Origin of the sequence: Streptococcus australis (genome assembly GCF_047463015.1) — a bacterium.
Lineage (GTDB): Bacteria > Bacillota > Bacilli > Lactobacillales > Streptococcaceae > Streptococcus > Streptococcus australis_F.
Window position 1 is genome coordinate 49,844 of record NZ_JASHER010000003.1, and the last position, 26,119, is coordinate 75,962.

Below are 26,119 nucleotides of genomic sequence, written 5' to 3' on the forward strand. Positions count from 1 at the left end.
AAGGGAAAGAATGACAGAAGAATTGAAGCAAGAAACGACTGGTCAAGAATATGATGCCAGTCAGATTCAGGTTTTGGAAGGTTTAGAAGCAGTTCGGATGCGTCCGGGGATGTATATCGGATCCACTTCTAAAGAAGGTCTTCACCATTTGGTCTGGGAAATCGTCGATAACTCAATCGATGAGGCCCTTGCAGGATTTGCTAGCCATATCGAAGTCTTTATCGAAGCGGACAATTCGATTACAGTCGTCGATGATGGACGGGGGATTCCGGTTGACATTCAAGAAAAAACGGGTCGTCCAGCGGTTGAGACTGTCTTTACCGTTCTCCATGCGGGAGGAAAATTTGGCGGTGGTGGGTACAAGGTGTCTGGTGGACTCCACGGAGTTGGATCATCCGTCGTAAATGCCTTGTCGACTCAGTTAGATGTTCACGTCCATAAGAATGGCCAAATTCATTACCAAGAATACAAACGCGGACAAGTCGTTGCAGATCTTGAAGTGATCGGTGAAACTGATCGAACTGGTACAACCGTTCACTTTACTCCAGACCCAGAGATCTTCACAGAAACCACTGAATTTGACTTTGACAAGTTGAATAAACGGATTCAAGAATTAGCCTTCTTGAACCGTGGCTTACGGATCTCGATCACGGACAAGCGTGCAGGGCAGGAGCAAACGAAAGATTACCACTATGAGGGTGGGATTGCTAGTTATGTAGAATACATCAATGAAAACAAGGACGTCATCTTCGAAACTCCGATTTATACCGATGGAGAATTGGATGATATCACGGTTGAAGTAGCTATGCAGTACACGACTGGTTATCACGAAACCGTTATGAGTTTTGCCAATAACATCCATACCCATGAAGGGGGGACTCATGAACAAGGTTTCCGTACAGCTTTGACCCGTGTTATCAACGACTATGCGCGTAAGAATAAACTTCTCAAAGACAATGAAGAAAATCTAACAGGAGAAGATGTCCGGGAAGGGTTGACGGCAGTGATTTCTGTCAAACACCCAAATCCACAGTTTGAAGGACAAACCAAGACCAAACTTGGAAACTCTGAAGTGGTGAAGATTACCAACCGCTTGTTCAGCGATGCCTTCTCTGATTTCTTGTTGGAAAATCCGCAGATTGCCAAGAAAATTGTCGAAAAGGGAATTTTGGCTGCCAAAGCGCGTGTTGCTGCTAAGCGCGCCCGTGAAGTCACCCGTAAGAAATCTGGTTTAGAAATCTCAAACCTTCCAGGTAAATTAGCAGACTGTTCATCTAACAATCCAGCTGAGACAGAACTCTTCATCGTCGAAGGAGACTCTGCTGGAGGATCTGCTAAATCAGGTCGAAACCGGGAGTTCCAGGCGATTCTCCCTATCCGTGGGAAAATCCTCAACGTGGAAAAAGCCAGCATGGACAAGATTTTAGCCAACGAAGAAATTCGTAGTCTTTTCACAGCTATGGGAACCGGTTTTGGTGCAGAATTTGACGTATCGAAAGCACGTTATCAAAAATTAGTCATCATGACAGATGCCGATGTCGATGGAGCTCATATTCGAACCCTCCTCTTAACCTTGATCTATCGCTATATGAAACCAGTTTTGGAGGCAGGCTATGTTTATATCGCCCAACCACCAATCTATGGTGTAAAAGTCGGTAGTGAAATCAAAGAATACATCCAACCAGGAGCCAACCAAGAAGCAGAATTGGCTGAAGCCTTGGAGCGCTATTCTGAAGGTCGTTCCAAACCAACGATTCAACGATACAAAGGTTTGGGTGAGATGGATGATCATCAGCTCTGGGAAACAACGATGAACCCAGAACATCGCCTCATGGCGCGTGTGACAGTTGATGATGCAGCAGAAGCAGATAAAATCTTTGATATGCTCATGGGGGATCGAGTAGAACCTCGTCGTGAATTTATCGAGGAAAATGCCGAATATAGTACACTTGATGTATAAAATTCTGCGATATTTGCCAATTATTCGAATATTTATGATATAATAACTACGATTACTTTCAAGTAATTTAATGAAGGAGTTTTTATATGTCTAGTGGACTAATTATTCTCATTATTGTCATTGGGGTCCTCTTGGTTTTAGGATATGTAGTGGCAGTCTTATTGAGAAAGCGTAACGAAGCCTTACTGGCATCTCTGGAAGAACGAAAAGAACAGTTGTATAACCTTCCGGTAAATGATGAAGTAGAAGAAGTGAAGAATATGCATTTGATTGGTCAAAGTCAAGTTGCATTTCGTGAATGGAATCAAAAATGGGTGGACCTATCCCTCAATTCTTTTGCTGATATCGAGAACAACCTCTTTGAAGCAGAAGGCTACAACAATTCTTTCCGCTTTTTAAAAGCCAAGCAAGCAATTGGAAATATTGAGAGTCAGGTTCAATTAATTGATGAAGACATCAAGGCCATCCGTCAAGCTTTATCTGAATTAAAAGAAAAAGAAGAAAAGAATAGCGGTCGGGTTGTTCATGCCTTGGATATGTTTGAAAACTTGCAAAAACAAGTAGCTTCTGATCCAGACGCATACGGCCCAGCACTTCCCGAAATCGAGAAGCAAGCTGAAAATATTCAAGTTGAGTTTTCAAAATTTGTAACCTTGAATTCATCAGGTGACCCTGTTGAAGCTGCAGAAATTTTGGATACAGCTGAAAACCACATTGTAGCCTTGACGCATATTGTTGAAAAAGTTCCTGCAATTGTGAAGGATGTACAAACAACTCTTCCTGATCAATTGGAAGATTTGGAAGCTGGTCATCGCAAACTATTGGAGTCTGGTTATCATTTTACAGAGACCGATTTGGAAGCACGTTTCCAACAATTGCATGCAGCTTTGAAAGCCAACCTACAAAATGTTGCTGCTCTTGAATTAGATAATGCGCTCTATGAAAATGAGCAGATTCAAGAAGAAATCAACGCCTTGTATGATATTTTCACTCGTGAAATTGAATCATACAAAGTTGTTGAAAAATTGGTCAAAGCCTTACCAGGTTACCTTGCCCATGCGAAGGAAAATAACAAGCGTTTAGCAGAAGAAGTTGAACGTCTCAGCAAAACATTTGAAAGCAAAGAACTTAAGGAAAATCATTTGAAGGAGTTAGAAGCTGAATTAACAGCTCAAGAGCTCGTTGTAGAAGATGCCTTGAAGGATACATCTGAAACTCAAAAAGCCTACTCTATCCTTCAAGAAGAGTTAGAAGCGATTGAAGAACGTCTGAAAGAGATTGAAGATGATCAAATTGCTTTGAGCGAAACCTTGTCTAAGATTGAGAAAGACGACACAAATGCTCGTCAAAAGGTAAATATCTACGCCAACCGTTTACATGCCATTAAGCGTTACATGGATAAGCGTAACTTACCTGGAATCCCTCAATCCTTCCTTACTATCTTCTTCACTGCAAGTGATAACACAGAAGCTCTCTTGGCTGAGTTAGAAGGTCGTCGTGTCAATATCGAAAACGCCAACCGTCTCCTGGATATTTTGACCAACGATATGACAGAGTTAGAGGAAGAAACATACAAATTAGTACAATATGCTACTCTAACAGAGCAGTTGCTTCAATACTCAAATCGCTATCGTTCATTCGACGATCATGTCCAAGCAGCGTTTGATGAAGCCTTGTACATCTTTGAAAAAGAGTATGACTATCCTGCTTCATTCAAAGTCATTTCAGAAGCATTGGAAACAGTTGAACCAGGAGTAACAGAGAGATTTGTTACCTCATTTGAAAAAACAAGAGAATCCATCCGATTCTAATCTAAAACATCCAGGAGAATATTCCTGGATGTTTTTTTATGGAAATGAAGCTGTGATGGGAAAGGGAAGGATAGAAAAAGGAGATGAGTCCATGAAAGTTTTAATTGCTCCAGATTCATTCAAAGAAAGCTTACCTGCGAAAGATGTAGCGGAAATTATTGCAGAAGGCTTGCGTCAGTCTCTCCTCCATGTAGAACCGGTCACCTGTCCTGTTGGAGATGGTGGGGAAGGGACAGTGGATGCCATCAGCTACTCATTGGGATTGAAGGAAACTTTTACCCTTGTCACAGGTCCATTTGGAGAGCCGGTAGAAATGCGGTATGTGGAGAAGGAAACTATGGCTCTCTTTGAAGTAGCCGACTTGATCGGCTTAGGAAAAATTCCAGTTGATCAACGTCATCCACTTGACATAGAGACCCGAGGAATTGGAGAACTGATCTGTTATTTGATCAATAAAGGAAAAAAGGATATTTATATCGGGGTTGGAGGAACAGCCACCAATGATGGTGGGCTTGGTCTTGCAGTAGGTCTAGGCTATCAATTGTATGATAGAGAAGGAAAGCAATTGAAGGCCTGTGGACAAAGTCTTTTAAAGTGTGATTCCATCCGTAAAGAGAAAGCGATAAAGATTCCAGAGGATGTCCAGATACATATCTTAGCAGACGTGTCGAACCCTCTATGTGGACTAGATGGAGCAACCTATATTTTTGGAAAACAAAAGGGGCTTAGCCCCACTATGTTTGATAAAGTGGATCAAGCTATTTACAGCTTTTATGAAAAGAACTGTCCTAGTGTGTTGACCCAAGCAGGGATGGGAGCTGGTGGTGGCCTTGCGGCAGGTCTCTGTGCCTTCGCGCATGCAAGGATTGTTTCAGGAATTGAAACTTGTTTAGAGCTAATCGACTTTGACTCCAAGGTAGCAAATGCAGACTTGGTCATTGTCGGTGAGGGGCGACTGGACCATCAAAGTCTATCAGGAAAAGCTCCGATAGGAGTTGCGAGACGAACCCCAAAGGGAATCCCTGTCATAGCTATTTGTGGAAGTCTTGCAGATGATTTACCAAGTCTCCCATTTGAAAATATAGTCGGAGCTTTTTCCATAACGAAACACCCTGATAGTTTAGACCAACTTCTGAAGAACGCAAGGGAAAATCTTCTCTTTACAGCTAGAAATATTGGAAATCTATTAAGCATAGAAAAAAGCGGTTAAACCGCTTTTTTCTATGTAATCTTTTGCTATTGATATAAATGCCTAGGGGACAGTCATGATCAACCAAACCATTTCTTCCAAAGAGAAGGTTTGCTCGGTTTCTTTTCTTCCTCCCAGAGATCCGAAAAAGCAGTTCGGAGGTCCTTGTCAGTAGTGGTCACTGGTGCATCTGTATGAATCACGAGCCCAAAAGGAGAGGAGTCGTGTTCCTCCGAAACAATTGTAGCCTGGCAACCAAATTCTTTTGCTTGTTTTAGATAGCTCAACTGGACGCTAGAATCAACATTTGGAGAGATCTTTACAAAGAGAGGGTTAGCTTGTTCATTCAAGCTTTTCAGCACCTTCAAAAAGCCCTTCTGAAGCTGAGGACTATTGCTTGTTTTTAAATCGGCATATCCTAGAACGCGCTCTTCAAATGTACCTAGAAAGCGACGCTGTTCATCAGGATTTAATTTTAGGCCACCGTTAGCCTTTTCCATAATTTCTTTAGATAGATCAGTCATAAGAATAGTATATCATACTTTAGGTTGAAAATGCCAAACGAATAAAGGCTGTTCCAAACAAAAAGAAAGCGATTTCTTGATAAAGTTAAGGAAAATCTGCACAAAGATAACGTTTTTTCTTGAAAAAAGCGTATTTTTAAGGTATCATAGAGGTGTAAAAAATTTAAACTCAAAGGAGAGTAAGAAATGTCAATTATTACTGATGTTTACGCTCGCGAAGTCCTAGACTCACGCGGTAACCCAACACTTGAAGTAGAAGTTTATACTGAATCAGGTGCTTTCGGACGTGGTATGGTTCCATCTGGAGCTTCTACTGGTGAACACGAAGCAGTTGAACTTCGCGACGGTGACAAATCTCGTTACGGTGGTCTTGGAACTCAAAAAGCTGTTGACAATGTAAACAACATCATTGCTGAAGCAATCATCGGTTACGATGTTCGTGATCAACAAGCTATTGACCGTGCAATGATCGCTCTTGACGGTACTCCTAACAAAGGTAAATTGGGTGCGAACGCAATCCTTGGTGTGTCTATCGCTGTAGCTCGTGCTGCTGCTGACTACCTTGAAATCCCACTTTACAGCTACCTTGGTGGATTCAACACTAAAGTTCTTCCAACTCCAATGATGAACATCATCAACGGTGGTTCTCACTCAGATGCTCCAATCGCTTTCCAAGAGTTTATGATCTTGCCAGTTGGTGCACCTACATTTAAAGAAGCTCTTCGTTACGGTGCTGAAATCTTCCACGCTCTTAAGAAAATCCTTAAATCACGTGGTTTGGAAACTGCCGTAGGTGACGAAGGTGGATTCGCTCCTCGTTTCGAAGGAACTGAAGATGGTGTTGAAACTATCCTTGCTGCGATCGAAGCTGCTGGATATGTACCAGGTAAAGACGTATTCATCGGGTTTGACTGTGCATCATCAGAATTCTACGATAAAGAACGTAAAGTCTACGACTACACTAAATTCGAAGGTGAAGGCGCTGCTGTACGTACTGCTGCAGAACAAATCGACTACCTTGAAGAATTGGTTAACAAATACCCAATCATCACTATCGAAGATGGTATGGATGAAAATGACTGGGACGGATGGAAAGCTCTTACTGAACGTCTTGGTGGAAAAGTTCAATTGGTTGGTGACGACTTCTTCGTAACAAACACTTCATACCTTGAAAAGGGTATCGCAGAAGGAGCAGCTAACTCAATCCTTATCAAAGTTAACCAAATCGGTACTCTTACTGAAACATTCGATGCTATCGAAATGGCTAAAGAAGCTGGTTACACTGCCGTTGTATCACACCGTTCAGGTGAAACTGAAGATTCAACAATCGCTGACATCGCAGTTGCAACAAACGCAGGACAAATCAAGACTGGTTCACTTTCACGTACAGACCGTATCGCTAAATACAATCAATTGCTTCGTATCGAAGATCAACTTGGTGAAGTAGCTGAATACCGTGGATTGAAATCATTCTACAACTTGAAAAAATAAGCTAGTTTACTAGACTAAAAAGATCCTTGAGTTTTCTCAAGGATTTTTTTTGCTATCGAGCTAAACAAAAAATCCTCAACCAAGTAGTTGAGAATTTTAGGGATTAGAATAAGCCTTTGATTTTATCAACAGCACCGCTCACTAGATCGTTTCCAGCAACAAGAGCTTTTGCTTGTTCTAAGTAGTCACCAAGGTTATCCTTGTTGTCATCGATAAATTTTTTAGCAGCATCGAAATCTTTCTTTTCGATCATTTCTTTGACTTGGTTAAATAAATCCATTGGGTTCATGAGTTTTCTCCTATAACCTATTTATTATTATCACTATTTAATCACTTTTTAACCAAACTAGCAAGCGTTTTGATTGTTAGTTGAAGAGGACACAAACCGCCTCTGGTACGTGGAAATCATGGCTTAATTCAGTCAATCTACCACTCGCCTTGTCGCGTTTAAAAACAGTGGCATTGTCCGAATCTTGATGAACTGCAATGAGGTGTTTTTGGTCTGGACTAAGAATGAAATCACGCGGATTGAGACCGTTGGTTGGAACGATTTCTAGAAGCACTAGGCTACCATCTGCCAAGATTTCGTAGACTGCAATGGAGTTATGAGATCGATTTGAGGCATAGAGGAATTTCCCATCCTCGGAGAGGCGAATAGCAGCGGCCCATTTTTGACCTTCATACTCTTTAGGTAGGGTTGAGATGGTTTGGAAATGTTCAAAGTAGCCAAGTCCGTCATAGAAAAGGACATCGATGGTAGCGTTTAATTCGTTAATGAGGTAGGCGGTCTTGTAATGAGAGTGGAAAATGATATGACGTGGACCAGCACCTGGAGCTGTTTGATAGGTTTGAGTCTTCGTTAGTTTACCAAGATCATCGACTTGATAGACCACTACTTGATCGGTACCCAAATCACAAGTGATGAGTAGCTTATCGGGAGTGAGATCTGCATAATGTACATGGGGACTCGCTTGGTTTTCGTGAGGTCCAGAACCCTGATGAGTCGCTTGGTCGACAAAGGTTAAATGACCATCTTCATGGATGCGATATGAGAGGACTTGTCCCTTGTGGTAGTTAGCTCCATAGACCAAGCCACGCGCCTCATCAACAGAGACATAACAGAGGGGCGCCCCTTCCTCGACCACATGATTGATTAACTGGTGATCAGGACTAAAGCTTGCAATGCCGCCAAGACCTTGCTCCGCACCCACACTGTATAAGAAACCAGCTTTTGAAAAAGCGAGATAGGTTGGGTTTGGCTCTTGAGCAACTAGTTGTAAGTCGCTAAGTTGACCAGTTCTTTCATCGAAGGAAGCCTTATAAATTCCTTTAGAGTCTCGTTTGGTATAGGTTCCGAAATAAATATCTTGCATCACATGCACCTCGACTTTGTTGATAGCTCCATTATATCAGAAAAGAAGGGGATGGAAAACGATTAGGTGAAGGATTGACAAGCTAAGCATTAAAAAAAAGCTCACATTTCAGCTATATCGTGAAATTATGGACTAAAAATGCTAAAATAAAGACAGATTGAAAACGAAGGAGATTCCCGTGGAACATAAAGAAAAAGATTTTAGTTTATCCTGGTTTTTTAAATGGTTTGTAGATAATAAAGCCATTACTGTTTTTCTAGTAACCTTACTGATGGGATTGAATATTTTAGTTCTCAGCAAGATTAGTTTTATTTTTACACCCCTGTTAGAGTTTGGAGCAGCAGTCATGCTACCAGTCATTATTTCAGGGCTCCTCTATTATTTGTTAAATCCAATCGTGGACTTTTTGGAAAGGCACCGAGTCAAACGGATCATTGCAATTTCCATCGTCTTCATCTTGATTGCCCTTCTCATTTTATGGGGCTTGGCCGTCGCTATTCCAGCCATTCAGCGTCAGGTGCTCAGTTTTATGAAGAATCTGCCAGATTACTTGGAAAAGGCCAATATGACCATTGATGATTTCTTAGACAACAAAGTGTCGCCAGAAATCAAGCCTCAACTGGATGAATGGACCAGCCAGTTGTCAGAGAATATTACCAGTTGGACGAGTTCCTTCTCTGCCCGTGCAGTCAACTGGGTCAGCAATCTGATTGCGGTCGCCTCTCAGGTCATTATCGCTTTAATTATCATGCCGTTCATCGTCTTCTATCTTTTGATAGATGGAAAGAACTTAAAAGGGCAAATCATCCGTTTCTTGCCAACCAAGATTCGTAAATCTGCAGACAAAGTACTGTCTGATGTCAATACACAATTGGCTAATTATGTCAGAGGTCAGATTACTGTTGCTATCATCGTAGCTTTAATGTTTATTCTTCTGCTTAAGATCATTGGGCTTCGTTACGCTGTGACACTCGGTGTAACCGCTGGTTTTTTGAACTTGATACCATACTTGGGCAGCTTCTTGGCCATGCTCCCAGCCTTAGTCTTGGGGTTGGTGGCAGGACCAGAGATGTTTGTCAAAGTCGTCATTGTCTTTATTGTTGAGCAAACAATCGAGGGACGTTTCGTTTCCCCACTTGTCTTGGGGAGTCAGCTCAATATCCACCCAATCACGATTCTGTTTGTATTGATTACTTCTGGCTCTATGTTTGGAATCTGGGGAGTCTTCTTAGGAATCCCGGTTTATGCTTCGGCTAAAGTAGTCATCAGTGCTCTATTTGAATGGTATAAAGAGGTCAGTGGTTTGTACGAAAAGGACGAAGTTGAGGAAATTCAAAGTGAAGAATAGTCAAAAAATTCTAGAAGCAATTGAGAAACAAGAGCTAGATCGTCTGCCAGCTTATTTGGATAAGGCTTTGCTAGAAGATGATCCAGCTACCTTGTTAGAATTGGGACAATATTTTGAAAGTATTGGTTTTTACCCAGAAGCCAAGCAAACCTACTTGCATCTGAGAGATGATTATCCAGAGGTCTATCTGAGTCTAGCCACTATCGTAGCGGAAGATGGACTAATGGAAGAAGCCTTTGCTTATTTGGAAGAAATCCCGGAAAGTTCGGAATGGTATCTAGCCAGTCTCTTAGTCAAGGCAGACCTCTACCAAAGTGAGGGCTTGGCAGATGTGGCTCGAGAAAAACTGATGGAAGCAGCGACTCTTTCAGATGACCCTATTATTCAACTAGGCTTGGCAGAGATTGATTTAGAACTTGAAAATTACCAAGAAGCCATTCAAGAGTATGCTCAGTTAGACAACCGTCTCATTTTAGAAGAAACGGGCATTTCCACATACCAGCGGATTGGCTATGCTTATGCGAATCTGGGTCGGTTTGAGTCTGCTATTGAGTTTTTAGAAAAGGCCTTGGAAATTGAGTTTGATGACCAGATTGCCTATGAATTGGCAACCCTTCTCTCTGACCGAGAAGAGTATCAACGTTCTCTGATCTACTTCAAGCAGATTGATACACTGTCGCCAGACTTTGAAGGGTATGAATACGGCTATGCCTTGGCTCTTCAAGCTGAAAATGACCGAGAAACAGCGTTAGCAATAGCAGAGCAAGGAATCCAAAAGAATCCTTTTGACGCTTATCTCCTCCTTCTAGCCTCCCAATTGGCCTACGAGTTGCACCAGCCAGAAAAAGCAGAGAAGTATTTGTTAGAAGCCAAAGAAGTTGCTGAGGATCTTGAAGATATCGCCCTTCGTCTGACAACTCTTTATCTGGAACAGGAACGTTATGAAGACGTCCTTGAATGGCAAGAAGTGGAAGTGGAAAATGTCGTCACCCGTTGGAATATCGCTCGTGCCTTGGTAGCACTCGAAGAGGTTGAAAAAGCGGCTCCGATCTATGAAGAGCTCTACCCAGATTTGAAAGAAAATCCAGAGTACTTAGAAAGCTATAGTTACCTCTTGAGAGAGTTGGGACAAATCGCAAAAGCCCGGGAAGTGGCAGAAGGCTATTTGCAGCTAGTCCCAGATGATGGGCAAATGCAAGCTTTCTATGAGAGCCTGTTAGAAGATTAACTACTTGACCCTTGAAGGGCGGGAATCAGAACAAGTTTGTATCATGGTTCGGTCCCGCTCTTTTTTAATCAGTCTTTCTGTTATTGTCCTTGAGAATATGGTATACTGGAAGGGCTAAAAAGAAGACAAGATGAATGAGGGAGAAGATAATGGAACCGGTGAAATTGTTTCAATACAATACCTTGGGGGCTTTGATGGCTGGTCTCTATGGAGGATCCTTTACGGTTAAAGAATTACTAGAGCATGGAGATTTAGGAATTGGGACCCTGGACTCAATCGATGGCGAATTGATTGTCTTAGATGGTAAGGCTTATCAAGCTAAGGGTTCAGGAGAGGAACCAGAGATTGTGGAAGTATCTTCAGATGCGACTGTCCCCTATGCAGCCATTGTTCCCCACCAGGCCGAAGTGATTTTTCGACAACGCTTTGAAATGACAGATGAGGAGTTAGAGGCTCGCATTGAATCTTATTACGATGGCGAAAATTTGTTTCGTTCCATCAAGATTCACGGTGATTTCGCCAAAATGCATGTGCGCATGATTCCCAAATCAACTTCGGAGACCAAGTTTGCAGATGTAGCAACCCATCAGCCAGAATTTACACGAGAAAATGTTACAGGAACCATTGTTGGTTTTTGGACGCCAGAGATGTTTCATGGGGTCAGTGTAGCAGGCTATCACCTTCACTTTATCTCAGATGACCATACCTTTGGAGGACATGTTATGGATTTTGTCATCAAAGAGGGCATCGTCGAAGTTGGAGCCATTGATCAATTGGACCAACGCTTTCCTGTCCAGGACCGCCAGTATCTCTTTGCCAAGTTCAACGTTGACCAGGTCAAAGAGGATATCCACAAATCAGAATAAAACAAAAGGGCTGAGATGATTCTCAGCCCTTTTTATTACTCATTGATGCGCATAGATTTGATCTTTTCTTCTTCAGGGGTGACCCGTAGGGTTTTCTGACCGGTATAGGTTACAAATCCAGGTTTTCCTCCGGTCGGTTTGTTGAGTTTTTTTGTTTCAATCATGTCGACTTGGACCAGATTGGACAGGCGTCCCTTAGAGAAATAGGCTGCAAGCTCAGCTGCATCGGTTTTGACCTCATCTGAAGGGTTGAGGTTACCTGTAATGACCACGTGACTACCTGGAATATCCTTAGCGTGGAACCAGAGTTCGTCCTTTTTAGCCATTTTGAAGGTCAATTCTTCGTTTTGAAGATTGTTCCGGCCGACCAGAATAATGGTCTTGCCATCTGATGCTAAGTACTTCTCTGGTTTTTTCCGTTTGTGGATCTTTTCTCGGTTGCGTCGTTTGATAAAGCCTGTTTGGATCAGCTCTTCGCGAATCTCGGCTACTTCAGAAAGGCTGGCTTGGGCCAGAGCGGTCTCGACCGTCTCTAGGTAGGAGATAGTTTCCTTGGTTTCCTGGATGAGAGAGGTCAAATGTTTGACGGCTTCTTTTAGCTTCTGGTAACGCTTGAAGTAGCGTTGAGCATTTTGACTGGGGGTCAAGGCCTTATCCAAAGCAATGGTAATAGGCTGGTTGGTATAGTAGTTGTCCAAGGTGACCTGGTCTTGATCATTTGGGACTTGATGGAGGAAGGTAGTGAGTAGTTCGCCTTTTTGACGGAATTCTTCGGCATTTTCTGTCGCTGCTAGTTCGGCTTCCTGTTTGGCCAATTTTTTCCGGTTCTTTTCTAGCTCATTATCCACCTTGCGGATTAGTTCCCCAGCTTGTTGTTGGACCCGGTCGCGCTCAGCCTTGTCCAAGTAGTAGTGGTCGAGTAGATCTGATAAGGTTTCAAAGGTCTCCTCCTGGCTATCTGCATAAGCGAGAGCAGCAAAAGATTTTTTCGTTAGACGGGGATCTGTTGGAGCTTCAAAGAATGCTCGGAAGGTTTTTAATTTTTCTCCGCTTTCTAATCGACTGGCCAATTCTTGAGCAGTATCTCGACCAAGACCCTGGAAATGGGTTTGAAGGTTTTTAGGTGTCAACTCTTCTCGGTGAAGAAAGGCGAATAAGGCTTCGTCTTTAATGGTAAAGGGGTTGACCGCTTCGGTTTTTGGAGGAGCTACATAGGTTGATCCAGGGAGAATGGTCCGGTAGCTATTTTGTGAGAAGCCCACATGCTTGATTGCTTCGATGATTTTTCCAGTTGCCTTGTCCAGAAGAATGATATTGCTGTGCTTACCCATGATTTCAATAATCAGGGTTACAGATATATCATCCCCAATCTCATTTTTATTGGAGACGGCAATTTCTAAAATACGGTCATTCTCCAGTTGCTGGATCTGCTCAATGACTGCCCCTTGGAGATACTTGCGCATGACCATGATAAAGGTATTAGGGAAGGCAGGATTCTCAAAATTGGTCTGAGTCCGTTGGATCCGACCAAAAACAGAGTGGGAAGACAGCAAGAGTTTTTGATTCTTGCGATTGCTACGAATTTGTAAAACCAACTCTTGTTCAAAGGGTTGGTTAATTTTTTGGATGCGACCATATAGGAGTTCGCTTTGTAATTCATTCACCATATGGTGTAAAAAAAATCCATCAAAAGACATGGGGTTCCTCAACATTCTAGACTAATTCTAGTAAATTATATCAAAAAAGTGCCTGAAAACCCAGTAAGAAGGCGGTTTTCAATCCTTGTAAAAGCATCCGTTAGAAAATGAATTTCAGGAAATGACGAACGTTTTCAAAAAAAACATAAAAAAGTATTGACAAGGCTTACGGAAACATTTACAATGGATTCAATTAGAAAAGTAATAAATGAAAATTTAATAGAGAGCTCACGGTTGGTGGAAGTGGGTAGTGGACATTTATGAAATTGGACTAATGATGAGATGAATTTGAAACAATAAAAATTCGGTCGGCACACCTTATCGTGCAACTTGTTGCTAGACAAGACAGAGACATGGGAGGAGTATATCCATTTTCCCATAAGTGAGGTGGCACCGCGATGACACGTCCTCACATAGCTATAGCTATGTGTGGGCGTGTTTTTGTTTCAAAAAGAAGGGAGAAAAGAAGATGAAGAAACGATGGCGACTCAGTCTTTAACAAAGATGCGAAAAAACGAAAAAATAAATAATTGAGGTAAAGAAAATGAAAAACAAACGTGTATTGGGAATGATTGGTGCTTTGCTAGCTATTATTTTAGTAGCAGTAGTCTATCCAATGTTAAACAATAAAAATGAAGCTAATAAAGCAGATGGAACTAAAAAGGTAAAAGTCGGTGCCTTGCAGTTGGTCAGCCACCCATCGCTAGACGAAATCTACAAGGGGATTCAAGATGGCTTGGCTGAAGAAGGCTATGACAAGGACAAGATTGAGATTGAATTCCTCAATGCAGAAGGGGACCAAAACAAGGTTGCTACCATGAGTAAGCAATTGGTCCAAAACAACAACGACGTTTTGATCGGAATCGCAACCCCATCTGCTCAAGGTTTGGCTAGTGCAACCAAGGACAAACCAATCGTCATGGGTGCTATCACAGACCCAGTCGGCGCTAACTTGGTCAAAGATTTGAAAAAACCAGGTGGCAATATCACAGGAGTATCTGACCACAACCCAACGGAACAACAGTTGAAATTGATCAAAGAGTTGACTCCAAACGTGAAAACAATCGGTGTCCTTTACTCAACCAGTGAAGATAATTCTAAAACGCAAGTAGAAGAATTTACAAAATTGGCTGAAAAAGCAGGCTACAAGGTGGTTCCTTATTCAGTCCCTTCTACAAATGAAATTGCTTCAACGGTTTCTGTCATGACTGGGAAAGTCGATGCTATCTGGGTTCCAATCGATAACACAATTGCATCAGCCTTCTCAACGGTAGTCGAAGCAAACAAAACAGCTAAAAAACCAATCTTCCCAAGTGCGACAGCCATGGTCGAAGCTGGTGGTTTAGGTTCAGTCGTTGTCGACCAACACGATCTTGGAGTGGCAACTGGTAAAATGGCTGCGAAAATCTTGAAAGGTCAAAAACCAGCGGATACACCAGTCGAAATCTTTACAGATGGTAAATCTGTCATCAACAAAAAAGTGGCAGAAGAATTAGGCATTACCATTCCAGAATCTGTCTTGAAAGAAGCTGGACAAGTCATCGAATAAAAACAAACGGATAACAAGAACGGCAGAGGAATTTGGCTTTGGCAGGTCTTTAAATCCTGACCTTTAAAAATGTTCACCAGTGCCCAGGACCAGCTTATTTTACTCTTGGTAGAGGAGAAAGAATTGAAAATCAAAATAACAGATCTTCATCCGACCCAACTATATTTATCAGAAAAGAAGTTACATGATATCCAGATGCTTGATCAATCGGCGGAAATCATCAATGTGGATCCAATTAGTATTCTTGCGTTTGGAAATTGCTTCTTGATTACAAACGGGCATCACAGGGCTTATCAGTCTTTATTGGCAGGTCGGGATACGATTTCTGCTGAGTTTGATAAAGATGGTGGTGATGAAATTTATCATCTCTATGCGCAAGCTTGTGAGGAAAGAAAGATATCCTCTGTTTTGGATTTAAAACATCGTATCTTACCTCAAGATGAGTATGAAGCAAAATGGTATAACTGGTGTGATGGTTTTAACCAAGCAGCAACTCTTCTATTGAAAAGGAAAGCAGATGAAACAGACAAGGCAAATAAATAATGCCCTGGGTCTTGTTTCTTTGTCTATTGAAATTAGTCTCATCTAACTTGTTTTTTAACTAAAAATCTGCTAAACTAGATAGTAATTGAATAGAAATCTGCAAGACTAGTACCTCAAGGGAAGTGCAACAGGGAGAAGAGCCGTGACTGAAAGCTCTTTGCATGAAAGCTGAGTGAATTCACTTGCGCAAGGATTTAGAAATTAAGGTCTGAGTTTCAGATAAAAAACGGATGGTACCGCGTGTCAACGCTCCGAATATGGATGTGGCGCGTGGTTTTTTCTATGTCTGAGTGAGGACCATGATGGAGGAAATATGTTAACGATTGAAGAACAACTAAAAGCGCTTCGAGAAGAAACGCTGGCAGCCTTGAAGCAGATCTCTGCTGAAAATAAAAAAGAGATGCAAGAGCTACGCGTCTCTGTCCTTGGGAAGAAAGGCTCTCTAACCGAGATCCTCAAAGGGATGAAAGATGTCTCTGCTGAGATGCGTCCGGTCATCGGGAAACACGTTAATGAAGCCCGTGATGTTTTGACGGCTGCCTTTGAAGAAACAGCTAAGCTCTTGGAAGAAAAGAAAGTCCAAGCCAAATTAGCTAGTGAGAGTATCGATGTGACCCTTCCGGGACGTCCAGTCGCAGTTGGTCATCGCCATGTCTTGACCCAAACCAGTGAAGAAATCGAAGATATCTTTATCGGGATGGGCTACCAAGTTGTAGATGGCTTTGAAGTCGAAAAAGACTACTACAACTTTGAACGCATGAACTTGCCAAAGGATCACCCAGCTCGTGATATGCAGGATACCTTCTATATCACAGAAGAAATCTTGCTTCGGACCCACACATCACCAGTTCAGGCGCGTGCAATGGATGCGCATGACTTTAGCAAGGGACCTTTGAAAATGATTTCTCCAGGCCGTGTTTTCCGTCGGGATACAGATGATGCGACCCACAGCCACCAGTTCCATCAGATCGAAGGCTTGGTTGTTGGGAAGAACATTTCTATGGCGGACCTTCAAGGAACGCTTCAGTTGATCGTGCAAAAGATGTTTGGTGCAGAACGTCAAATCCGTCTGCGTCCTTCTTACTTCCCATTCACCGAGCCATCCGTTGAGGTCGATGTATCTTGCTTCAAATGTGGTGGAGCGGGATGTAATGTATGTAAGAAGACAGGTTGGATCGAAATCATGGGGGCCGGTATGGTTCACCCACGCGTGCTCGAGATGAGTGGCATTGATTCGACAGTCTATTCAGGATTCGCCTTTGGACTTGGTCAGGAGCGTGTAGCCATGCTTCGTTATGGAATCAATGATATCCGTGGCTTTTATCAAGGAGATGTTCGCTTCTCAGAACAGTTTAAATAATCATGTTAGTTAGAGTAAAAATCGATCAATTACAGACCTTACGTGACCTAGAGGTGGAAACCTATCGGGAGACCTTTGGTCCCTATATTGTTGAGGAAGACTTGGAAGAGTACTTCTCTACCGTGCTCTCTTTGGAGCAAATCGAGAAGGATCTGCTAGATCCAGAATCTGAAATCTATTTTGTCCTCAATGAAGAACAAGAAATCTGTGGTTTTCTCAAGATCAATTGGGGGCAAGCACAGACGGAGCCAGTAGAGATGGACAAGTCCTTTGAGATCCAACGGATCTATGTCAAAAAGGAATTTCATGGGGCTGGTTTTGGCAAGGAAATGTTTATCTTTGCGCTGGATCAAGCCAAGAGCCGGGGCTTTGAGTGGGCCTGGCTAGGTGTCTGGGAACGCAACTTTAAGGCGCAAGATTTTTACTATCGCTTTGGTTTTGAACGATTTAGTGAACACCAGTATGTTACCGGAGATACCGTGGATACAGACTGGTTGTTGAGAAAGAAATTGATCTAGAATGGACAAGAAGTCTCAGAATTGGAAGCTTCCATTCTAGAGAAGGGGAGGTTATTAGACCTTCCTAAGCTAGCCTCGAGCTGGAAAACACAAAATGAAAGGATCAAAACGAGGGTGGATGGAGATCTAGGAAAGATATCTAGATTTCTGCTTAGCCCTTGGTATCTTACATATGTTAGTTAGTTATAAATGGTTAAAAGAATTGGTGGACATTGATGTGCCATCACAAGAGTTGGCTGAAAAAATGTCAACCACAGGGATTGAAGTAGAAGGTGTCGAATCACCAGCTGCTGGCCTCTCAAAAATTGTCGTCGGAGAAGTCTTGTCTTGCGAAGATGTGCCAGAAACTCATCTTCATGTTTGCCAAGTCAATGTGGGCGAAGAAGAAGCTCGTCAAATCGTCTGTGGAGCACCAAATGTGCGTGCAGGAATCAAGGTTATGGTGGCTCTTCCAGGTGCTCGCATCGCGGATAACTACAAGATTAAAAAAGGGAAAATCCGTGGCTTAGAGTCACTAGGGATGATCTGTTCACTTGGTGAATTGGGCATTTCTGATTCCGTTGTACCTAAGGAATTTGCAGATGGCATCCAAATCTTGCCGGATGATGCAGTACCAGGTGAGGAAGTATTCTCTTACCTAGACTTGGATGATGAAATCATCGAACTTTCCATCACGCCTAACCGTGCAGACGCTCTTTCTATGCGTGGGGTAGCGCACGAAGTAGCAGCGATTTATGACAAGGCAGTCAATTTCAAAGACTTTGCTTTGACTGAAACAGACCAAGCTGCAGCAGACGCTCTTTCTGTCAGCATTGACACAGACAAGGCGCCATACTATGCTGCTCGTATCTTGGACAATGTGACCATCGCACCAAGTCCACAATGGTTGCAAAACCTCCTCATGAATGAAGGTATTCGTCCGATCAACAATGTCGTTGACGTGACCAACTATATCCTACTCTACTTTGGTCAGCCTATGCATGCCTTTGACTTGGATACCTTTGAAGGAAACGAGATCCGTGTCCGTGAAGCGCGTGCGGGTGAAAAATTGGTGACCTTGGACGGGGAAGAGCGTGAGTTGGAGACGAATGACCTAGTCATTACTGTGGCTGACAAGCCAGTAGCCCTTGCCGGTGTTATGGGTGGTCAGGCTACAGAAATTTCTGAAAAGTCTAGTCGTGTCGTCCTTGAAGCCGCTGTCTTCAATGGCAAATCTATCCGCAAGACCAGCGGTCGTCTCAACCTTCGTTCTGAATCATCTTCTCGTTTTGAAAAAGGCATCAACGTGGCAACTGTCAATGAAGCCCTTGATGCGGCAGCAAGCATGATAGCAGAGCTTGCAGGTGCAACCGTGCGTAAGGGCATCGTTTCAGCAGGTGAATTGGATACTTCAGATGTAGAAGTATCTTCCACTCTTGCTGACGTCAACCGTGTCCTTGGTACAGAGCTTTCCTACGCAGATATTGAAGATGTCTTCCGTCGCCTTGGTTTTGGCCTTTCTGGAAATGCTGATTCCTTTACTGTGAGTGTTCCACGTCGCCGTTGGGACATCACTATTGAAGCTGATCTTTTTGAAGAAATCGCACGTATCTATGGTTATGACCGCTTGCCAACCAGTCTTCCAAAAGACGATGGGACAGCAGGTGAGTTGACTGCGACTCAAAAATTGCGTCGTCAGGTTCGGACGATTGCTGAAGGGGCAGGCTTGACTGAAATCATTACCTACGCTCTGACAACTCCTGAAAAAGCCGTTGAATTTACGACTGCACCAAGCAACCTAACAGAACTTATGTGGCCAATGACTGTGGACCGTTCAGTTCTCCGTCAAAATATGGTTTCTGGTATCCTTGATACAGTTGCCTACAACGTAGCGCGTAAGAACAAAGACTTGGCTCTTTATGAGATTGGAAAAGTCTTCGAGCAAACAGGTAATCCAAAAGAAGACTTGCCAAATGAAATCAACAGCTTTGCCTTTGCTTTGACTGGCTTAGTTGCTGAAAAAGACTTCCAGACTCCAGCTGTTCCAGTTGATTTCTTCTATGCTAAGGGAATCTTGGAAGCCCTCTTTGCTCGCTTGGGTCTTGAAGTGACTTATACAGCAACCTCTGAAATCGCTAGCCTCCATCCAGGACGTACAGCCTTGATTTCACTCGGGGATCAAGTTCTTGGTTTCCTCGGTCAAGTACACCCTGTGACGGCTAAGGCTTATGATATTCCAGAAACTTATGTAGCCGAGCTTAACCTTTCAGCTATCGAAGCAGCCCTTCAACCAGCTGCTCCATTTGTGGAAATTACGAAGTTCCCAGCAGTCAGCCGTGATATCGCCCTTCTCCTCAAAGAAGAAGTGACTCACCAAGAAGTGGTCGATGCCATCCAAGCTGCAGGCGTGAAACGTTTGACAGACATCAAACTCTTTGACGTTTTCTCAGGTGAAAAACTGGGTATCGGAATGAAATCTATGGCATACAGCTTGACCTTCCAAAATCCAGAAGATAGCTTGACCGACGAAGAAGTCGCTCGCTATATGGAAAAAATCCAAGCATCACTCGAAGAAAAAGTAGACGCAGAAGTGCGATAAATCGTAAAAACATGAAACAGTTGAGAAATTCTCAACTGTTTTTTTTCTTACAGGATTTGCAAGTTATAGGCCTTGAAACCCTATAAAAATAAAGAAATTCCTTTAAGTACTCAAAATATCCATGTCAACCATCCTTCTATTTTTGACAAATATTTTTATTTTTTTGACAAATACACTTGTCAAAAAGAAAAAGAAGTGTTACAATGATTTTAGTTGAAAGAAGGGGAGGTTTCTTATGGGAGCCATATGGATTCTTTTTATCCCTTTTCTGATTATGGTTTATGCGAGCTCAGAAAAGAAGAATAAAAGGTTGAACAAACGCATTAGACGATTAGAAAAACAAGTGAAAGGAAATCAAGACATGTCTAGAATTTTAGAAGAATTGAAAGGCCAAACGGCCACTGTTTTAGTGAGTGGTGTTGGATTCGAGTATGAAATTTTGGATATCGACGAAGATTGGGTCAAACTGACTCGTGTGAATCATAAACAACAGAGGGAAACCAAATTAGTCCGCATCGAAGATATTCAAGGTATTCAACTATAAGGGGGCGAAAGCCATGATCTTAAAAAATCGACTGAAAGAGCTGAGGGCGCGTGATGGCCTCAACCAATCCGAGCTAGCCAAGCTAGCAGGAGTCACGCGCCAGTCCATCAGTCTCTTGGAGCGGGGGGAATACACCCCCTCGGTTATTATTGCCATCACCATCGCCCAGATTTTCAAGGAACCGGTGGAGAATGTCTTTAGTCTAGTAGAGGGAGAGGAATAAAAGTGAAAAAGAAGTTAAAAGAAAGGTCAGCCCGTTTTCGTTTTTGGAGAAACATGGCCATGGTCCTATCAGGATTAATCATTGGTTTTTTGACAGGTTATTTTGGTTCAGACCATCCTATTGAATTCCAAAAGCTATTTGATCGAGATATGATCTATATAGGGTCAATCATTTTATATCTGGTGGTTTTCGGGATTGCGTCTACCTACCTCATCTCATCGCGCCAGTCTTATCAGATGATGGAGGAGGCAGAAGATGAAGACGAAGCCTACCGTTATGAAAGCCAAACGAGAAGAATCTATGACTTGGCTACGATGTTCAAAGGCGTCATGATTGTTCCCTATCTATTAGTGATTTTCTTCTCTTGCCAAAAACTAGTCTATGAAGAAAAACTAACAGGTGCTTTTGGGAAATACACCATCCCGCTTATTTTTCTTGCTTTGTTCCTTCTTACTTTTGGGCTAGAACATCAGTTTCGAAAAACCTTCAAACAGATTTATGGAAAAGCAATCCCACGCAATGCTAGTGGGGCAGAAGTCCGTGAACTAATAATGAGCATGATAGATGAGGCAGAGAAACAAATTTGCTACGAGGAGAATTACGATATTGTCTTCAAGTTAAGCAATTATGTCTTACCGATTTCCTTAATGGCGATATTCTTAGTTGGCATTGCTTTCCAGGCAGATATCTTGTTAGCATTAGTAGTTGTATCACTAATTTATGTCTATATCTTGGTCTCTCAATACAAGATTACCAAACGTTATTATAAAGAGTAAAGGAGTCATTCATGTTAGAAATTAGAAATTTAGAAAAGAGTTTTGGCAAGAAGCAAGTCTTGTTCGGCATTGACTTGACTGCGAAAAAAGGATCCATCTTAGGTTTGATCGGGAAGAACGGAGCTGGGAAGACCACTATCTTTCATAGTATCCTCCGCTTCCTTGACTACAGCGGTGATATCCAATTGGATGGCCAAGCAATCAGTCAAGAAACCTATAAGGAAATTGGCTACCTGCCAGAAGAGCGAAGCCTTATGCCTAAGTTAACCATCTATGAGCAAGTCCGTTACCTTGCTAATCTCAAAGGAATGTCAACTGCTGAGGTCAAGGAGAAACTTCCAATCTGGATGGAAAAGCTCCAAGTAAAAGGAAAATTAACCGATAAGATCAAGAGCCTCTCAAAAGGGAATCAGCAAAAGGTTCAATTGATCATTACCATGATCCATGAGCCAAAATTGATCATCCTGGATGAGCCTTTTAGCGGACTGGATCCTGTCAATACAGAAGTGCTTAAGCAGGTCATTTTTGAAGAAAAAGAACGCGGTGCCACCATTATCTTCTCTGACCACGTCATGACCAATGTGGAAGAACTCTGTGATGAGTTGGTTATGATTCGTGATGGATCTGTGATTCTTTCAGGTCCCGTACAAGAAGTTCGCAATAGCTTCGGGAAGACTCGTCTCTTCGTATCCAATGACTTCAGTAAAGAGGAGTTGGAAGTGCTGCCTCACGTGACCAAGGTGACCATGACCAAGCAAGGCCTGTGGAAGTTGGTATTGGATGATGAAACAGCAGGTCCGGACCTCTTTGATCAGTTGACCAAGGGTCGCTATCTAGCAACCTTTGACCAACAAGCCCCAACCATTGATGAAATCTTTAAACTAGAATCAGGAGTAGAAGTATGAAACAGATGCTGATTGTTATCAAAGAAACTTATTTACGCCAAGTGAAATCATGGAGCTTTTTACTGATGGTGCTTACTCCCTTTCTCTTCTTCGGATTGACGATTGGAGTGAACTATTTCGTCGGATCTTCTACATCTGCGAAAAGCAACATCGCCTTGATTACAGATCAAGCTCCTGTCAAGGAAGTCTTGAAAGGGACCGATGGCTTGACCTTTGACTATAAGGACGAAGCAGCAGCTAAAAAGGCCATGAAAGAGGAAGAAATCAAGGGAATCCTCACAGTTGAAGAAAAGGATGGCCAGCTAGAGGCTCGCTACCAGAGTGAGGATGCCATGAAGCCAGGTTTCAAAGCAATCCTTATGGCTAAATTGAGTCAGGTCCAACAAATGCTCAATGTTTCTAAAGCGGATTTAAGCCAAGAGCAGTTAGCAGCCCTTTCGCAACAGGTCTCATTGATTGAAAAAATTGATGAGAAGAAAGAAGGGCTGAAAATGGTGCAGACCGTGGTAGCTGGAGGAATCGGTTTTCTTATCTACATGATTCTGATGTTTTATTCAGGTATCACTGCTCAAGAGGTAGCCAGTGAAAAAGGGACCAAGATTATGGAAGTGGTCTTCTCAAGCATTCGCGCAACTCACTATTTCTATGCTCGCATGATTGGTCTTTTCGGAGTCATTTGTACTCATATTGGTATCTATGCAGTCGGATTGGGAGGCGTTTGGATTTTTAGAGACTCCATTCCTCTTGTGAAAGATATCTTATCTCCAGACTCTCCTATCACCCAACATATTGGACAATCCATTTCCTTGAATACCTTATTCTTGATCATTCTTGGAATCTTCATGTACGTGGTTCTTTCAGCTTTCCTAGGTTCAACAGTTGCTCGTCCAGAAGATACAGGAAAAGCGATTTCGCCACTGATGATGTTAGTGTTCTTTAGCTTCTTTGGAGTAACTACCTTAGGTAGCGCAGGTGATGTCCTTCTGTTGAAGATTGGATCATACATTCCATTCATTTCAACCTTCTTCATGCCATTCCGTACCATCAATGGCTATGCAAGTGGACTTGAATCATGGGGATCATTCGGAATTGCCTTGGCCTTCACGCTCCTCGGCACCATGATCATTGGAAAAATCTATTCAAGCCTTATCTTACAAACAGATGACCTAGGTTTAGTCAAGACTGTTAAAAAAGCCTTGAGCTATCGTTAAAAGAGACACCTTCAGTGGATACTGGAGGTGTTTTACTTTGTGAAATCATTGCTGTTTGATCTTCTTTACATTATAATGAAAGAAGAATGAAAAGGAGGCGGACATGAACTATATTGAGTTTGCTGAAAATGAGCGTCTGTCCACGATTGTCCTTGGGATGATGAGGATCAGTCAGATGAGTGAAGATGAGGTGGAGGCCTTGGTGGAGGCAGCTTTGTCGATTGGGATCAACACCTTTGATCTGGCGGATATCTATGGCGATGGCCAGTGTGAGATCCTGCTGGGTAAGGTTCTCAAGCGTCGTCCGGATCTTCGGGACCAGATGTGGATCCAGTCCAAGTGTGGGATTCGCAAAGACGGCTTTACCTATTTTGATTTTTCCAAGGACTATATTTTGGACTCCATCAATGGCATTCTCGAGCGTTTGCAGATCGAGCGCTTAGATAGTCTCCTCCTTCACCGACCGGATGCCCTCATGGAGCCGGAAGAAGTGGCGGCAGCTTTTGATCACTTGGAGCAAGCGGGCAAGGTCCGCCATTTTGGGGTGTCCAATCAAAACCCTATGATGATGGAATTGCTCAAAACGGCTGTCCAACAGCCTCTCAAGATCAACCAGTTGCAGTTGAGTGCTGCCTTTACACCGAGCTTTGAAGCTGGTTTTCATGTCAACATGGAAGGGCCTAAAGCAGCCGTGCGAGATGGCAGTGTCTTTGAGTATTGTCGCTTAACTGATACGGTGATTCAGGCCTGGTCTGTTCTCCAGCATGGCTATTTCAAGGGGAATTTTGTCGGTAAAGAAGAGTTTGCGGCTCTCAATCACGTCCTCAATGATTTGGCGAAAAAATACCAGGTCACACCGACAGCTATCGCCCTTGCCTGGGTCCTCCGCTATCCGGGTAAGATGCAGTCCGTCATCGGAACGACCAAGCCCCAGCATGTCCTTGAAGCAGGAAAAGCAGCAACAGTCACCCTAACTCGCAAGGAATGGTATCAAATCTACTTGGCGGCGGGAAATGATTTGCCTTAGAATCTTGTTAGTAAACCAGATTCCACTCTTATCGGTGGTCTGGTTTTTTTGTGGTTTTCAGTTTTTTCTTGACAAGTCTTTCTTTTTTATGGTAATCTTTATGCAACAAGTGTTGCGCAACGAATGTTGCGCGAAAGGAGTCTTATGCCACCCAAGGTTAAATTTAGTAAAGAGGCTATCATTGGGACAGCTTTACAATTGGTGAGAGAAGAGGGAATGGCTAGTTTAACTGCTCGAGCATTAGCGGAGAAACTGGGAGCCACACCGAGAGTCATTTTTGGGCAATTTGCTAATATGGCTGAGTTACAAGCAGAGGTTATTGGTGCTGCGGAGATGGTCGTGGTGGAGTATATTCGCAAGGCCTTAGAAGATGAGAAACCTTTCCGATCTGTCGGGGTTGCTTATATCCTTTTCGCCTCAAAAGAACCCCAACTCTTTCAATTGCTTTTCCAAAATCCTAGCAAAGATCCGATTCGTCGCTTTCAAGATTTTCTTCCCATGAAGGATCATAGTTACCAATTGGTTCTGGATTCGATTGTCGCAGACTATCCTTTGACTGTAGAGGAGGCTAGTCGCTTGTACCAGCATCTATTTATCTACTCACACGGGATGGCCTCTATGGTTGCTTCTGGTATTTACCAGTTCGGCATGGAAGAAGTGATTGGATTACTGACAGAGGTTTGTCAATCTCTCATCAAAGAAATGGTAGGAAAGAAATGATTCAACTAGAAAATGTGCACAAAAGTTACGGCCAAACCAAGGTTTTAAAGGAGATTGATTTGCAGATTCAAGACCAGGATGATGTGGTTATCCTCGGCCCTTCTGGATCGGGGAAATCAACTCTCTTAAATGTGTTATCAGGCTTAGAAAAGGTAGACGAAGGGCATATCCTCATTCAAGGACAAGATTTATCACAACTCACAGATGCTCAATTGACAGCCTTTAGACGGGAGAAGATTGCCTTTATTTTCCAGCAGTATTATCTATTGCCGAATCTGACGGTCAGACAAAATGTAAAGATGGGAGCTGACCTGGCAAACAATCATGATTTTTTGCAGATCATAGAAGATTTGGGGCTTGGCGATAAGCTAGACAAGTATCCGAGTGAATTGTCGGGTGGGGAACAGCAGAGAGTGTCCATTGCTCGGGCCTTGGCCAAAAAGCCAGAGATTCTCTTCTTAGATGAGCCGACGGGAGCCCTGGATGAAGAAACAGGGCGCAAGATTCTCGACTATATCTGGAAACTGAAGGAAAAGCTGGGCTTTACCTTGATCATGGTGACGCACAACCAAAATATTGCGGATATGGCCAGAACCATCATTCGTGTCAATAGTGGTAAGATTACCGAAGTTGTGATCAATGATCAGCCTCAGACTGCCTTTGAGATTGGATGGTAAG

Annotated in this window: 24 protein-coding genes and 1 other annotated feature; of the genes, 20 read left to right on the top strand and 4 right to left on the bottom strand. The window is 42.8% G+C overall.

Annotation, left to right across the window (positions count from 1 at the left end; genetic code table 11):
• Positions 1-10: 10 nt before the first annotated feature.
• From gyrB to QM873_RS03975, 3 genes are all read left to right on the top strand, one after another.
• On the top strand, positions 11-1,960 hold the full coding sequence (gene gyrB / locus QM873_RS03965; protein ID WP_195348342.1) for a DNA topoisomerase (ATP-hydrolyzing) subunit B: 1,950 nt from the start codon (positions 11-13) through the stop codon (positions 1,958-1,960).
• 86 nt (positions 1,961-2,046) lie between these two features.
• Positions 2,047-3,771, top strand: coding sequence for a septation ring formation regulator EzrA (ezrA, locus tag QM873_RS03970; RefSeq protein WP_342991964.1), 1,725 nt, complete (start codon positions 2,047-2,049; stop codon positions 3,769-3,771).
• Between the two features lie 91 nt (positions 3,772-3,862).
• Positions 3,863-4,981 carry a glycerate kinase gene (locus QM873_RS03975; RefSeq protein ID WP_414278846.1) on the top strand — a complete coding sequence of 373 codons (1,119 nt, stop codon included), beginning with the start codon at positions 3,863-3,865 and terminating at the stop codon, positions 4,979-4,981.
• Positions 4,982-5,040: 59 nt separating this feature from the next.
• Here QM873_RS03975 and QM873_RS03980 read toward each other — a convergent pair whose 3' ends face one another.
• Positions 5,041-5,484 (bottom strand): DUF1694 domain-containing protein, encoded by a 444-nt coding sequence (locus QM873_RS03980; protein ID WP_154853371.1) that lies wholly within the window; start codon positions 5,482-5,484, stop codon positions 5,041-5,043.
• A gap of 186 nt (positions 5,485-5,670) precedes the next feature.
• Between QM873_RS03980 and eno the strand changes: the two genes are divergently transcribed.
• On the top strand, positions 5,671-6,975 hold the full coding sequence (gene eno, locus QM873_RS03985; RefSeq protein WP_048691017.1) for a surface-displayed alpha-enolase: 1,305 nt from the start codon (positions 5,671-5,673) through the stop codon (positions 6,973-6,975).
• A 103-nt stretch (positions 6,976-7,078) separates the two neighbouring features.
• On the opposite strand, the gene QM873_RS03990 is transcribed toward eno, so the two are convergent.
• Both QM873_RS03990 and QM873_RS03995 read right to left on the bottom strand, forming a co-directional pair.
• Entirely contained in the window at positions 7,079-7,264 is a 186-nt protein-coding gene (locus QM873_RS03990; RefSeq protein ID WP_023023803.1) for a hypothetical protein, read from the bottom strand.
• 76 nt (positions 7,265-7,340) lie between these two features.
• A complete protein-coding gene (locus QM873_RS03995; protein WP_462217793.1) occupies positions 7,341-8,351 on the bottom strand; it encodes a lactonase family protein in 1,011 nt (336 codons plus the stop codon).
• Between the two features lie 175 nt (positions 8,352-8,526).
• On the opposite strand from QM873_RS03995, the gene QM873_RS04000 reads away from it, so the two are divergent.
• From QM873_RS04000 to budA, 3 genes are all read left to right on the top strand, one after another.
• Positions 8,527-9,696: an AI-2E family transporter gene (locus QM873_RS04000; protein WP_414278848.1), complete on the top strand. Its 1,170-nt coding sequence runs from the start codon at positions 8,527-8,529 to the stop codon at positions 9,694-9,696.
• On the top strand, positions 9,686-10,924 hold the full coding sequence (locus QM873_RS04005) for a tetratricopeptide repeat protein (protein WP_023027056.1): 1,239 nt from the start codon (positions 9,686-9,688) through the stop codon (positions 10,922-10,924). The genes QM873_RS04000 and QM873_RS04005 overlap by 11 nt, the downstream gene beginning before the upstream one ends.
• Before the next feature lie 149 nt (positions 10,925-11,073).
• Positions 11,074-11,790 carry an acetolactate decarboxylase gene (gene budA, locus QM873_RS04010; protein ID WP_048714898.1) on the top strand — a complete coding sequence of 239 codons (717 nt, stop codon included), beginning with the start codon at positions 11,074-11,076 and terminating at the stop codon, positions 11,788-11,790.
• 35 nt (positions 11,791-11,825) lie between these two features.
• Here the strand turns inward: budA and QM873_RS04015 are convergent, their stop codons facing one another.
• Positions 11,826-13,487 carry an Rqc2 family fibronectin-binding protein gene (locus tag QM873_RS04015; protein ID WP_048714896.1) on the bottom strand — a complete coding sequence of 554 codons (1,662 nt, stop codon included), beginning with the start codon at positions 13,485-13,487 and terminating at the stop codon, positions 11,826-11,828.
• A gap of 179 nt (positions 13,488-13,666) precedes the next feature.
• Positions 13,667-13,901: a binding site (T-box leader), on the top strand.
• Positions 13,902-14,055: 154 nt separating this feature from the next.
• Here QM873_RS04015 and trpX point away from each other — a divergent pair.
• The 13 genes from trpX to QM873_RS04080 all read left to right on the top strand — a co-directional run bounded on the left by trpX (position 14,056) and on the right by QM873_RS04080 (position 26,118).
• Positions 14,056-15,036: a tryptophan ABC transporter substrate-binding protein gene (trpX, locus tag QM873_RS04020; RefSeq protein WP_414278908.1), complete on the top strand. Its 981-nt coding sequence runs from the start codon at positions 14,056-14,058 to the stop codon at positions 15,034-15,036.
• Positions 15,037-15,159: 123 nt separating this feature from the next.
• Positions 15,160-15,579 carry a hypothetical protein gene (locus tag QM873_RS04025; RefSeq protein WP_048714892.1) on the top strand — a complete coding sequence of 140 codons (420 nt, stop codon included), beginning with the start codon at positions 15,160-15,162 and terminating at the stop codon, positions 15,577-15,579.
• Positions 15,580-15,892: 313 nt separating this feature from the next.
• Positions 15,893-16,939, top strand: coding sequence for a phenylalanine--tRNA ligase subunit alpha (pheS, locus tag QM873_RS04030; RefSeq protein ID WP_414278849.1), 1,047 nt, complete (start codon positions 15,893-15,895; stop codon positions 16,937-16,939).
• Between the two features lie 2 nt (positions 16,940-16,941).
• On the top strand, positions 16,942-17,457 hold the full coding sequence (locus tag QM873_RS04035; RefSeq protein WP_048691034.1) for a GNAT family N-acetyltransferase: 516 nt from the start codon (positions 16,942-16,944) through the stop codon (positions 17,455-17,457).
• 172 nt (positions 17,458-17,629) lie between these two features.
• Positions 17,630-20,035: a phenylalanine--tRNA ligase subunit beta gene (gene pheT / locus QM873_RS04040; protein WP_048691036.1), complete on the top strand. Its 2,406-nt coding sequence runs from the start codon at positions 17,630-17,632 to the stop codon at positions 20,033-20,035.
• A 235-nt stretch (positions 20,036-20,270) separates the two neighbouring features.
• The gene (locus QM873_RS04045; RefSeq protein WP_048691039.1) at positions 20,271-20,579 is read left to right on the top strand and encodes a hypothetical protein; all 309 of its coding nucleotides are present in this window, start codon (positions 20,271-20,273) and stop codon (positions 20,577-20,579) included.
• 13 nt (positions 20,580-20,592) lie between these two features.
• Complete coding sequence (locus tag QM873_RS04050) at positions 20,593-20,802, top strand: helix-turn-helix transcriptional regulator (RefSeq protein WP_414278850.1); 210 nt, start codon at positions 20,593-20,595, stop codon at positions 20,800-20,802.
• Between the two features lie 2 nt (positions 20,803-20,804).
• Positions 20,805-21,578 (top strand): DUF3169 family protein, encoded by a 774-nt coding sequence (locus QM873_RS04055; protein WP_048691042.1) that lies wholly within the window; start codon positions 20,805-20,807, stop codon positions 21,576-21,578.
• A gap of 11 nt (positions 21,579-21,589) precedes the next feature.
• Complete coding sequence (locus tag QM873_RS04060; protein ID WP_013903836.1) at positions 21,590-22,483, top strand: ABC transporter ATP-binding protein; 894 nt, start codon at positions 21,590-21,592, stop codon at positions 22,481-22,483.
• Positions 22,480-23,694: an ABC transporter permease gene (locus QM873_RS04065; RefSeq protein WP_048691046.1), complete on the top strand. Its 1,215-nt coding sequence runs from the start codon at positions 22,480-22,482 to the stop codon at positions 23,692-23,694. The genes QM873_RS04060 and QM873_RS04065 overlap by 4 nt, the downstream gene beginning before the upstream one ends.
• A 103-nt stretch (positions 23,695-23,797) precedes the next feature.
• Positions 23,798-24,721 (top strand): aldo/keto reductase, encoded by a 924-nt coding sequence (locus QM873_RS04070; RefSeq protein WP_048714886.1) that lies wholly within the window; start codon positions 23,798-23,800, stop codon positions 24,719-24,721.
• Positions 24,722-24,865: 144 nt separating this feature from the next.
• Complete coding sequence (locus tag QM873_RS04075; protein WP_003002793.1) at positions 24,866-25,441, top strand: TetR/AcrR family transcriptional regulator; 576 nt, start codon at positions 24,866-24,868, stop codon at positions 25,439-25,441.
• Entirely contained in the window at positions 25,438-26,118 is a 681-nt protein-coding gene (locus tag QM873_RS04080) for an ABC transporter ATP-binding protein (protein ID WP_342992058.1), read from the top strand. Before QM873_RS04075 ends, QM873_RS04080 begins: the two co-directional genes overlap by 4 nt.
• The last annotated feature ends 1 nt before the right edge of the window (position 26,119 follow it).